Origin of the sequence: Vineibacter terrae (genome assembly GCF_008039615.1) — a bacterium.
GTDB classification, from domain to species: Bacteria; Pseudomonadota; Alphaproteobacteria; order Reyranellales; family Reyranellaceae; genus Vineibacter; species Vineibacter terrae.
This window is the reverse complement of the sequence record NZ_VDUZ01000076.1, coordinates 25,062-35,858: the sequence shown is the minus strand read 5'-3', so window position 1 is coordinate 35,858 and position 10,797 is coordinate 25,062. Positions and strand designations below refer to the sequence as shown.

Genomic DNA, 10,797 nt, shown 5'->3' with positions numbered 1-10,797 from the left:
CTCCAGCGCCGCTCATGATCCGGCGCTGCGCGCCGGTGCGGCGCTGGAGCGCCGCGGCCCGGCCTCAAGTCAATACGGCCCTGTCGGCTTGGCCGGGGCGGCGGCACCGGTCCGCATCTCGGCGACAGCCTGCTTGGCGGCGCTCATCAGCAGCGCGTTGTCGGCCAGGATGGTGACGAACTGGTAGCCCCAGCCGATCGCCTGCCTGGCGTAGGCCGTCGAGGCGCAATGCAGGCCGGCGTGGATCTTGTGCTTCTTCGCGGCCGCCAGGATGCTCTTGATCGTGTCCACCATATAGGGATCGGTGTGGTCGCCGCGCGGCTCCTTGCCCAGCGACAGGCCGAGATCGGCCGGCCCGACATAGATGCCGTCCAGCCCCGGCACGCTCAGGATCTCGTCGAGGTTGTCGAGCGCCTTGCGGGTCTCGATCATCGCCATGGTGACGACCTGGCCGTTGGCCTCCTTCAGATAGTCGGCGCCCGCCCACCAGGTGGCGCGGGTCGGCCCGACGCTGCGGTAGCCGACCGGCGCGTAGCGGCAGGCGCCGACGAAGGCCTCGCACTCGGCGCGGGAATTGATCATCGGGCAGATCACGCCCATGGCGCCGGCATCGAGCATCTTCATGATGATGCCTGGCTCGTTCCACGGCACCCGGCACAACGGCATCGTGGCGGTGGTGCAAACCGCCTGCATCATGCCGACGCCGGCAAGATAGTCGACCAAGCCATGCTGCAGATCGACCGTCAGGGAATCCCAGCCGGCCTGCGCCATGTTCTCGGCCGCGACACTGCTGGGAATGCCGAGCCAGCCGTTCACCACGGCGCCGCCCGCGGCCCAGATCTTCTTGACGGTGTTCTCGCGCACGGCCTGCCTCCTGGTTCGCGATCGTCCGCGAGCATCATGGCCGGCGCGCGGGCCTGTCAACCGTCGATGTAACCTTCTGGTTACTCACCCGCCGCCGGATGCCGGCCAGGCCGGGCCAATCACCTGCTCATTTTGAAATCAGGAAACCCCTTGGCGACAATGGGTATGGACCTTGTCCAGTGAATTCGCTTAGCATCATCCCAAAGCACCGCGCAGAGTGCGCGCGTCTTTCCAGACGCGCTGGAAGAACCAGCCGCCGAAGCTTCAATCCCGGCGCAGCAAGGAGGAAACACAATGACGACTCGGAGTTTGACTCGCAGAAGGGTAGCCAAGACGGCGCTCGCCACGACGGCCCTGGTGGGCATGCCGTTCGTGCGCGGCGCCCATGCCGCCGGTTCGCTGTCGATCGGCTTCTGGGACCACTGGGTGCCGGGCGCCAACAAGGCGACGGAAGATCTGGTCAAGGAATGGGGCGAGAAGGAGAAGGTCGAGACCAAGATCGACTACATCACCTCGCAGGGCAACAAGCTGCTGCTGACGGTCGCCGCCGAAGCGCAGGCGAAGTCGGGCCACGACATCCTGGCGTTCTCGACCTGGCTGCCGGCGGAGCATGCCGAGCGGCTGGAGCCGGTGAACGATCTGATGGAGCCGCTCATCAAGCAGAACGGCGCCGTCAACGCCACCGTGGAATATCTCGGCAAGCAGGGCGGCAAGTGGCTGGCCGTGCCGGCAACGGTCGGCAGCCAGATCAAGGGCCCCTGCTCGCGCATCGACCTGATGAAGCAGCACGCCGGCATCGACGTGCAGGCGATGTATCCGGCCGGCGCCGAGCCGAAGGCCGAGAACTGGACCTTCGACACCTTCCTCAAGGCCGCCGAGGCCTGCCACAAGGGCGGCAACCCGTTCGGCATCGGGCTGGGGATCACGTCTGATTCCGTCGACACCATCGGTGCCGTCTTCCACGGCTATGGCGCCCAGCTGGTCGACGCCAAGGGCAACATCACGGTCAAGTCGGACGCGGTGCGCCAGGCGCTGGACTACTATAAGCGGCTGATGGCGTTCCTGCCGCCGGACGTGCCGGCCTGGGACGATGCGTCGAACAACAAATGGCTGGTCTCGGGCCGCGGCGCGATGATCATGAATCCGCCCAGCGCCTGGGCCGTCGCCAAGCGCGATGCGCCGCAGGTCGCCGAGCAGTGCTGGACGCACGGCATGCCGGCCGGGCCCAAGGGCCGCTACGCGCCCTTCCTGCCGTTCTTCTGGGGCGTCTGGAACTTCGGCAAGAACAAGTCGGCGGCCAAGAGCCTGCTGCTGCACATGTCGCAGCCCAGCGCCGCCGAGAAGATGGTGGCGGCCAGCGGCGGCTACGACCTGCCCTCCTTCGCCAACCTCACCACCTTCAAGACGTGGGCCGAGGAAGGGCCGCCCAAGGGCACGCTCTACCACTATCCCAACCCCTACAACCACCAGGTCCTGTCGATCGCCGCGGCGCCGGCGCCGCCCAAGATCGCGGTGCAGATCTACAACCAGGGCCTGATGACCAAGATGGCCGTGCGCCATTTCCAGGGCGAGGCCATCGACAAGACGATCGCCTGGGCCGAGAGCGAGCTCGAAGGCTTCATGCGGACCTGAGCCCGCCGGCCACGGCGGCGCTTTGGTGTTGTGACCAGCACGCGCGGCACCCGACGCGGGGTGCCGCGTTTCAAACGCAGGCGTTCAAGCCACCCGAGAAAGGATACGAGCCGATCAAGAACAAGAAAAAGAATGATCCGAAGGGAGGATCGACATGGCGACATCCGGACTTTCACGACGCGCATTCCAGGGACTTGCCGCCGGCGCGGCGCTCGCCGCACCCTTCGTCCGCGGCGCCCATGCGGCCGGCAAGCTGTCAATGGGCTTCTGGGACCACTGGGTGCCCGGCGCCAACCAGGCAACCACAGATCTGGTGAATGCCTGGGCCGCGAAGGAAAAGGTCGACGTCCAGATCGACTACATCACCTCGCAGGGCAACAAGAACCGGCTGACCATCGCCGCCGAGGCGCAAGCCAAGGCCGGCCACGACATCATGGCGCTGCCGTCCTGGGAGCCGGCCGACAAGGCCAAGCTGCTGGAGCCGCTCGATGAGCTGATGGGCCCGTTGATCGAGCAGAACGGCGCCGTCGACCCGACGGTCGCGTATCTCGGCAAGGCCGATGGCCACTGGATCTGCGTGCCGGCCACCGTCGGCAGCCAGATCAAAGGCCCATGCTCGCGGATCGACCTGCTCAAGCAGCATGCCAGCGTCGACATCCAGGCGATCTATCCGGCCGGCAGCCCGCCCAAGGCGGAAGGCTGGACCATGGACGCCTACCTCAAGGCAGCCCAGGCCTGCCACAAGGCCGGCTTCCCCTTCGGCATCGGCATCGGCGGAACCGCCGACTCGGTCGACAGCGCCGGCGCCATCTTCTCCTCGTTCGGCGCCGTGCTGGTCGACGGCGGCGGCAACATCACGGTGAAGTCGGATCCGGTGCGCCAGGCGCTCGACTACTACAAGCAGTTGACGGCCGTGATGCCGCCCGACATCGCCGCCTGGGACGACGCCTCCAACAACAAATGGCTGGTCTCGGGCAAGGGTGCCTCGATTATGAACCCGCCCAGCGCCTGGGCGGTGGCCAAGCGCGACGCGCCGCAGATCGCCGAGCAGCTCTGGACACACGGCATGCCGGCCGGCCCCAAGGGTCGCTACGCGCCCTTCGTGCCCTATTTCTGGGGCGTGTGGAGCTTCAGCCGCAACAAGTCGGCGGCCAAGAGCCTGCTGATGCACCTGTCGCAGGCCTCTTCGGTCGAGAAGATGGTGGCTGCCAGCGGCGGCTACGACCTGCCGTCCTTCGCCAAGCTCACCACCTTCAAGACCTGGGCCGAGGAAGGGCCGCCCAAGGGCACGCTCTACCACTACCCCAACCCGCACAACCATCAGGTCCTGTCGATGGCCGGCGCGCCGGCGCCGCCCAAGATCGCGGTGCAGATCTACACCCAGGCCATCATGACCAAGATGGTGGCCCGCCACGCCCAGGGTGAAGCGATGGAAAAGACGTTGAACTGGGCGGCAAGCGAGCTCGAAGGCTTCATGCGGACGTAAGGCATGGTGCGATCGCTACCAGACGCAACAACAATCCTTCGCCCCGCGAAGGTGCGCGCTGTCGCGCATGGCCTCATCGTTATCCCGAGCGCAGCGAGGGATCCAGGTGCCAATCCTGGATCCCTCGCTGCGCTCGGGATGACAGGTGGCGTCGCGGCACCAGCATACGCCTTGCGCGCCAACGCAAGCCTTCGCCGGGCGAAGGCCACAAACAGGAGCAACCATGGCTGACATTGCGGTACCACGCGCCGGAACAGCGGTCGGTGCCGGTGGGCGGGCGAGCCTGCATCGGCTGATGCAGCGCAAGTCGACCATCGCCTTCCTGATGGCGCTGCCACTGATCCTCGTGATCAGCCTGCTGGTGGCCTACCCGGCCTTCTACTCGATCTACCTGGCGACCCTGAACAAGTCGATGGAGCGATTCGTCGGCTTGGGGAACTTCTCGTTCCTGTTCGGGCGCGAGACGTTCTGGCTGGTGGTCAAGCAGTCGTGCATCTTCGCCATCACCGCCGTGATCTTCAAGGCGCTGATCGGCTTCGTAGTGGCGCACTTCGTGCACAACATACCAGCCAAGGGCCAGCGCAAATGGCGCGGCATGCTGCTGGTGCCATGGGTGATCCCGCCGGCGATGAGCACGCTCGCCTGGCTGTGGCTGTTCGACCCCTCCTACAGCGCCTTCAACTGGATCCTGGCGATCTTCGGGATCGACCCGGTGCCATGGACCGGCAACGCCCACTGGGCCCGCTTCGCGGTCATCCTGGTCAATATCTGGGTCGGCGCGCCGTTCTTCATGATCATGTACCTGGCGGCGCTCAAATCCGTGCCCGAGCAGCTCTACGAGGCGGCTGCGATCGACGGCGCCACCTGGTGGCAGCGGATCTGGTACGTGACCCTGCCGATGATGCGCAACATCATCGCGATCACGGCGCTGTTCTCCCTGATCGTGACATTCGCCAACTTCGATATCGTGCGCGTGCTCACGGCCGGCGGACCGCTGGACTACACCCATATCTTCGCGACGTGGGCGTTCCGCGTCGGCATCGAGAGCGGCGACATACCGCTGGGGGCCAGCGTGTCGCTGTTCATGGTGCCGATCCTGGCGGTGGCCGCCTGGTTCATCCTGCGCGACATCAACCAGCGGGGAAACGAAGCATGACCGCCCTCACCGCTTCCGGCGCCGAAGCAGCGCGGCGCCCGCAATACGGCAGCATCAGCAAGAGCCGCCGCTGGGCTCTGCGCTGGTCCTACTTCTTCCTCGTGCTGTTCGCAATCTTCTTCCTGACGCCGCCGATCTACATGTTCATCACCTCGCTGAAGAGCAGCGCGGAGATCTCGGCGGCGACGAACCCGTGGTGGGTCTACAGCCCCACACTCGACAACTACATCGAGCTGCTGACCCAGAACCAGTACCTGATCTTCTTCCGCAACTCGGCGATCGTCTCGGTCTGCGTCGTGGCGGTCACCATGGTGATCAGCGTGCTGGCCGCCTTCGCGCTGGCGCGCATGAAGTTCTGGGGCTCGGCGACCCTCGCCACCGGCGTGTTCCTCACCTACCTGATCCCCGACACGCTGCTGTTCATTCCGCTGTTCAAGACCTTCGCCTTCATCCGCGAAACACTCGGCATCGAGCTGATCAACCGCTGGTGGACTCTGATCATCCTCTATCCGACGCTCACGGTGCCGTTCTGCACCTGGATCATGATCGGCTACTTCGCCAGCATCCCCAAGGAGCTCGACGAGGCGGCCCTGATCGACGGCGCCAGCTGGACCCAGACGCTGACCAAGATCTTCATCCCGGTGGCGCTGCCCGGCATCATCGCCGCCACCATCTTTGCCTTCACCGTCTCGTGGGCCCAGTTCCTCTATCCGCTCGCCTTCACGACGTCGACCGACCAGCTCGTGCTGCCGGTCGGCATCGTGACGACCCTGATCAAGGGCGACGTCTTCAACTGGGGCCAGATCATGACCGGCGCGCTGCTGGGCGCTGCGCCACCCTTGATCATCTACGCCTTCCTGATGGATTACTACATCGCCGGTCTGACCGCCGGCGCCACCAAGGGCTGACCGCGGCGGCCGCCACGCCGCAGCAGGCAACACGGGAGACACCATGGCACAGGTGACGTTGCGCAAGGTCGTGAAGATGTACGACGAGACGCCGGCTGTCCGCGGCATCGATCTCGATATCGCCGACAAGGAATTCATCGTCCTGGTCGGCCCCTCTGGCTGCGGCAAGAGCACGACCTTGCGCATGATCGCCGGATTGGAGGAGATCACGGGCGGCGAGATCGCGATCGGCGGCGACGTCGTCAACGATGTGCCTCCCAAGGACCGGGACATCGCCATGGTGTTCCAGAACTACGCTCTCTATCCGCATATGAGCGTGTTCGAGAACATGTCCTTCGGGCTGCGGCTCAAGAAGGTGGCCAGGGACGAGATCCGTCGCCGCGTCAACGACGCCGCGCGCATCCTCGACATCACCGAGCTGCTGGAACGCAAGCCCAAGCAGCTCTCCGGCGGCCAGCGGCAGCGTGTCGCCATGGGCCGTGCCATCGTGCGCGATCCCAAGGTGTTCCTGTTCGACGAGCCGCTGTCGAACCTCGACGCCAAGCTGCGCGTGCAGATGCGCACCGAGATCAAGAAGGTGCACCAGAAGGTGCGCACCACGACCGTCTACGTCACCCACGACCAGATCGAGGCCATGACGCTCGCCGACCGGGTGGTGGTGATGAACGGCGGCGTCATCGAGCAGGTCGGCGCGCCCAACGACCTCTACCACACGCCGCAGACCAAGTTCGTGGCCGGCTTTATCGGCTCGCCGGCCATGAACTTCATCGCGTGCAGGCTGGAGGAAGCCGCCGGCGCGCTGCGGGCGCGGCTGTCGGACACGCTCTCCCTGCCGGTGCCGGCCAGCCGCACTGCCCGCTACAAGCCCCATGTCGGCAAGAGCTCGCTGCTGGTCGGCCTGCGGCCGGAGCATATCCGCGAGGAGCCGCGTCACCCCGAGCCCGATCTGCACCTCTTCGAGGTCATGCTCGACGTCACCGAGCCGATGGGCATGGAGACCCTGGTCTACTTCACGATCGAGGGCACCGAGATATGCGGCCGCGTCAACCCCAACGCCGGCGCCGCCGACGGCGCCAAGATGCGCCTGGCCGCCGAGCTCGCCAACATGCACCTGATTGACGACAGCACCGGTAAGGTGCTCTGAGCAGAAGGTCGCAGAAGACCGGCGGCGCCCCTCGAGGGCGCCGCTGCCGTTTCTAACCTGGGGTTGCGAGGGGGTCATGGGAGCATTGCAAGGCAGAATCGCCTGGGTTACGGGCGCCGGCAGCGGCATCGGCCAGGCAGCGGCGATCGCGCTGGCGCGGGAGGGCGCCACCGTCGTGCTGACCGGCCGGCGCAAGGAGCCGCTGCAGCAGACTGCGGCCACGATCAAGGACGACGGCGGCAAGGCCGTGGTGAGGCCGGGCGACCTGATGAAGGCATCGGTCGTGGGCCGCATCGCCACCGATATCGAGAAGGCTTTCGGACGCCTCGACATCCTGGTCAACAATGCCGGCCTCAACATCACCGAGCGCAGCTGGCGGCAGCTCAAGCCCGAAGGCATCGACCTCGTGATCGAGGGCAACCTGTCGAGCGCCTTCTACTGCGCCACCGCCGTGCTGCCCATGATGCGCCGGCAGAAAGGCGGCGTGCTGATCCATACCGCATCGATGGCCGGCCGGGTGGTCAGCCCGCTGAGCGGCACCGCCTACACGGCCGCCAAGCACGCGGTCGTGGCGATGAGCCATTCTTTGAACATGGAGGAGTGCGTCAACGGCATCCGCTCCTGTGTCGTCTGCCCGGGTGAGGTGGCCACGCCGATCCTCGACAAGCGGCCGGTGCCGGTCAGCAAGGAAGACCGCGCCAAGATGGTCCAGTCCGAGGATTGCGGCGACCTGATCCGCTACGTCGCCTGCCTGCCGCCGCATGTCTGCATCAACGAGGTGCATATCACCCCGACCTGGAACCGCGGCTACGTCGCGGCCCTGCAGCAGGCGCATGTCGGCGCCGGGAAGAAGTGAGGCATCCTGCCGGGAGCGCGCCACTCCAGTGGCGCAACCGGCCCGAAGGGCCGGCTCATGCCGGCGATGGCACCAAGATCCGGCGCTATGCGCCGGTGCGCCACTGGAGTGGCGCGCTCCCAGCATAGAGGCGCATATGACCGTGACCATCCCGGCGCAGTCCCTGTCGGATTTCGTGAGCGACATCTTCACGGCGGCCGGCTGCTCCGCCGCCGAAAGCACGCGCATCGGCCAGTACCTGGTCGAGGCCAACCTGACCGGGCACGACAGCCACGGCGTGATCCGCGTGCCGCGCTACCTGCAGATGCTGCAGGACAAGGCGATCGTCGCCGACGCCACGGTGGATGTCGTGGTCGACACGCCGGTGCTGGCCGTGGTCGACGGCAGATACGGCTTCGGCCAGACGGTCGGACCGCAGGCAGTGCGCATCGGAATCGACAAGTGCAAGAAGACGGGCCTGTCCGCCGTCACCTTGCGCAATGCCGGCCACACCGGCCGTACCGGCGACTTCGCCGAGATGGCCGCCGCTGAAGGGCTGGTATCGGTGCATTTCGTCAATGCGCGCGGCAGCGTGCTGGTGGCGCCCTATGCCGGTGTCGACCGGCGCTTCTCAACGGCGCCCTATTGCGTCGGCATCCCGCGCCCCGGCCAGCCGCCGCTGGTGCTCGACTTCGCCACCTCGATCGTGGCCGAGGGCAAGGTCCTGGTCGCAAGCCAGGGCGGCAAGAAGATCCCGGACGACGCCCTGATCGGCCCCGACGGCGCGCCCAGCGCCGATCCCCACCTGCTCTACGGCGACTACACGCCCGACGGACCCCGGATCCATCGCCACGGCAGGGGCGCCATCCGCGCCTTCGGCGAGCACAAGGGATCGGGCCTCGCTTTCATGTGCGAGCTGCTGGGCGGCGCGCTGACCGGCAACGGTGCGACGCAGGACGGGCAGCGTTTCGCCAACGGCATGTTCTCGTTCTACATCGACCCCAAGGTCGTCGACCCCGCCGGCTTCTTTGATCCAGAGGTGGCGCGCTACACGCAGGCTGTGAAAAGCGCCCGGCCGGCCACGCCCGGTGTCGACGTGCTGGTCCCGGGCGAGCCGGAGATCCGCTCCCGCGCCAAGCGCACAGCCGAGGGCGTGCCGCTGCCCGACGATACCTGGGCCAGCATCATTGGCGCTGCCCGTGCCATCGGCCTCGACGAGCGCCGCATCCAGGCCGCCACGCGCTGACGCGGCGGACAGCAGTTGAACCGGACCGCGCGCCGCCTGGCACGCTCGTGGACGTCGCTGACGAAGAGCGCGGCCACAGCCGCGCGGTCCGGTTGAAACTCCAACCTCTCGCTCAACGCGCGGCGACCGCCTCGTTCAGGGCCGTGTCGATGTAGCGCGGCAGCGCGAAGGCTGCGCGGTGGACCTCGGACGTGTAGTAGCGCGTATCCCGACAGGCGTTGGCCGCGCGCCTGGACAGAGTGTCCACGTCGGCATCGAGCGCGGCGCGGCCATGGCTGCCCCAGCCCAGGGCGAGATGCCCGCCGAAATAGGTGGGCACGGCCGCGATGTAGCAGCTCACCGTGTCGAAGACGCGCGCCAAGGCCTGCATGCTGCCGCGGAAGCCGGCCTCCTGCAGGAACGGCACGCCGCACTGGGCCACCACGATGCCGCCGGGCCGCAAGCAGCGGCCGACATCGGCATAGAACGCCTCGGTGAACAAGGCGGCGCTGGTGTCCGACGGATCAGTCGAATCGACCAGCACCACGTCGAAGCGCCGATCCGTGCCGCGAACGAAAGCGGCGCCGTCGGCGATCTCGACGCGCCAGCGCGGGTCGGCGAAGGCTGCCGCGTTGAACATGCCGAAATGCGACCGCGACAGCTCGACGACGGACGCGTCGATCTCGACCTGAAGCACCGACTCCACCTGCCGGTGCTTCAGCACCTCTTCGGCCAGGCCGCCGTCGCCGCCACCAATGATCAGCACGTCGCGCACAGCACCGTGAGCGATGATCGGCACGTGGGCCATCATCTCGTGGTAGACGAACTCATCGGCGCTCGCGACCTGCACCGCGCCGTCGAGCAGCAGCATGCGGCCGAAGACGCTGTTCTCGATCAGCTCCAGGCGGTGATGGCCGGTGGTGCTGTCATGCAGCACGGCATCGGCCTCGAACGCCAATCGCACGCCGTCGAACAGCGTCTCGGCGACCCAGCGCCGCGCCATCATGCGCCCCTGCCCCGCAGGATCTCCCGCACATTGACACGCTGCGGCGTGAACGCAGCGCGCAGCACGTCAACGCAGCGCTCCGGCCGGGCATTGCCGCACATGAACGCATCCAGCGCCGCGTAGCCGCGCTCCGGCCACGTATGGATCGAGATGTGGCTTTCCGCGAGCACGGCAACACCGCTGATGCCGCCGTTGGGCTCGAACGGATGCAGATGCATGTGAAGAAGCGTCGCCCCCGCGGCGTCGACGCAATCAATCAACGTGCGCGCGACGTGGTCGATGTCGTCGAGGCGACGGGCATCGAACAGGTCGATGATCAGGTGCGTGCCGGCGCACGTGATTCCGTCTTTCTCGATGAAGTAATCTTGGTCGTCACGCTCCGCGATTCCCGGGGCGCGGGTGACAACGTGTGCTTCTTCCGTTTGGGTGGCGTTCAGTGAGACTGGGCCCATCCCCAATTGGAAGAGGGTGTCCTGAGACATACCGTCCTCTCCAACCAGTAGATGTTTCCTGCCGAGCAGGAATTCCCAAGATACTAGTT

The 10,797-nt window shown here is 66.5% G+C and carries 10 protein-coding genes; 7 read left to right on the top strand and 3 right to left on the bottom strand.

The window, feature by feature from the left end; genetic code table 11:
• Positions 1-69 precede the first annotated feature (69 nt).
• On the bottom strand, positions 70-864 hold the full coding sequence (locus tag FHP25_RS38355; RefSeq protein ID WP_147852288.1) for an HpcH/HpaI aldolase family protein: 795 nt from the start codon (positions 862-864) through the stop codon (positions 70-72).
• A 294-nt stretch (positions 865-1,158) separates the two neighbouring features.
• Here FHP25_RS38355 and FHP25_RS38350 point away from each other — a divergent pair, with 294 nt between their 5' ends.
• The 7 genes from FHP25_RS38350 (at position 1,159) to FHP25_RS38320 (ending at position 9,271) form a co-directional block, all read left to right on the top strand.
• Positions 1,159-2,496 carry an ABC transporter substrate-binding protein gene (locus tag FHP25_RS38350; protein WP_147852287.1) on the top strand — a complete coding sequence of 446 codons (1,338 nt, stop codon included), beginning with the start codon at positions 1,159-1,161 and terminating at the stop codon, positions 2,494-2,496.
• 154 nt (positions 2,497-2,650) lie between these two features.
• A complete protein-coding gene (locus tag FHP25_RS38345; protein WP_147852286.1) occupies positions 2,651-3,982 on the top strand; it encodes an ABC transporter substrate-binding protein in 1,332 nt (443 codons plus the stop codon).
• 223 nt (positions 3,983-4,205) lie between these two features.
• Positions 4,206-5,138, top strand: coding sequence for a carbohydrate ABC transporter permease (locus FHP25_RS38340; protein ID WP_147852285.1), 933 nt, complete (start codon positions 4,206-4,208; stop codon positions 5,136-5,138).
• Positions 5,135-6,046 (top strand): carbohydrate ABC transporter permease, encoded by a 912-nt coding sequence (locus FHP25_RS38335; RefSeq protein WP_147852284.1) that lies wholly within the window; start codon positions 5,135-5,137, stop codon positions 6,044-6,046. The genes FHP25_RS38340 and FHP25_RS38335 overlap by 4 nt, the downstream gene beginning before the upstream one ends.
• Positions 6,047-6,089: 43 nt before the next feature.
• Positions 6,090-7,190 (top strand): ABC transporter ATP-binding protein, encoded by a 1,101-nt coding sequence (locus FHP25_RS38330; protein ID WP_147852283.1) that lies wholly within the window; start codon positions 6,090-6,092, stop codon positions 7,188-7,190.
• 76 nt (positions 7,191-7,266) lie between these two features.
• The gene (locus FHP25_RS38325) at positions 7,267-8,046 is read left to right on the top strand and encodes an SDR family oxidoreductase (protein WP_147852282.1); all 780 of its coding nucleotides are present in this window, start codon (positions 7,267-7,269) and stop codon (positions 8,044-8,046) included.
• 136 nt (positions 8,047-8,182) lie between these two features.
• Complete coding sequence (locus FHP25_RS38320) at positions 8,183-9,271, top strand: malate/lactate/ureidoglycolate dehydrogenase (RefSeq protein ID WP_147852281.1); 1,089 nt, start codon at positions 8,183-8,185, stop codon at positions 9,269-9,271.
• 112 nt (positions 9,272-9,383) lie between these two features.
• On the opposite strand, the gene speE is transcribed toward FHP25_RS38320, so the two are convergent.
• Both speE and speD read right to left on the bottom strand, forming a co-directional pair.
• Complete coding sequence (gene speE / locus FHP25_RS38315) at positions 9,384-10,256, bottom strand: polyamine aminopropyltransferase (protein WP_147852280.1); 873 nt, start codon at positions 10,254-10,256, stop codon at positions 9,384-9,386.
• Complete coding sequence (speD, locus tag FHP25_RS38310; RefSeq protein ID WP_147852279.1) at positions 10,253-10,738, bottom strand: adenosylmethionine decarboxylase; 486 nt, start codon at positions 10,736-10,738, stop codon at positions 10,253-10,255. The genes speE and speD overlap by 4 nt, the downstream gene beginning before the upstream one ends.
• Between the last annotated feature and the right edge of the window lie 59 nt (positions 10,739-10,797).